Annotated in this window: 1 pseudogene; it reads right to left on the reverse strand. The window is 48.2% G+C overall.

Going from position 1 to position 703, the window contains the following annotated elements:
* A pseudogene (glnA, locus tag B3180_RS06340) lies at positions 1 to 703 on the reverse strand (glutamine synthetase); the annotation flags it as partial.

The following is a 703-nucleotide window of genomic DNA, read 5'->3' on the forward strand; positions in this document are numbered from 1 at the left end:
CCGCCATTAATAAGGCAGTAAAGGCCAGGTAAGGGTTGGCACTTGGGTCAGGGAAGCGCACTTCAATACGACGACCTTTGGCGCTGGAAACCAATGGAATACGAATAGAAGCCGAGCGGTTACGCGCTGAGTAAGCCAGCATTACCGGAGCTTCAAAACCAGGAACCAGACGCTTGTACGAGTTAGTTGAAGCATTCGCAAAGGCGTTAATAGCACGAGCGTGCTTGATAATACCACCAATGTAATACAATGCCGTTTCGCTAAGCCCTGCATATTGGTCGCCGGCAAATAAGTTCTCGCCACCTTTATTCAGAGACATATGCACGTGCATACCAGAACCGTTATCACCAACCAGTGGCTTCGGCATAAAGGTTGCTGTCATGCCATAAGAGTGCGCTACGTTATGCACAACGTATTTGTAAACCTGCATCTCATCAGCTTTAGATGTCAGAGTATTAAAGCGAGTTGCTACTTCGTTTTGACCAGCAGTGGCTACTTCATGATGATGCGCTTCAACAACAAGGCCCATGTCTTCCATAACCAGGCTCATAGTGCCGCGGATGTCATGTGCAGAGTCAACCGGAGGTACCGGGAAATAACCGCCTTTTACGCCAGGACGGTGAGCCAGGTTACCTTCTGAATATTCACGACCAGAGTTCCATTTCGCTTCTTCTGCATCAATTTTGTAGAACGAACCACTCAT

It is taken from the genome of Idiomarina sp. UBA4206, assembly GCF_002383015.1.
GTDB lineage: Bacteria > Pseudomonadota > Gammaproteobacteria > Enterobacterales > Alteromonadaceae > Idiomarina > Idiomarina abyssalis.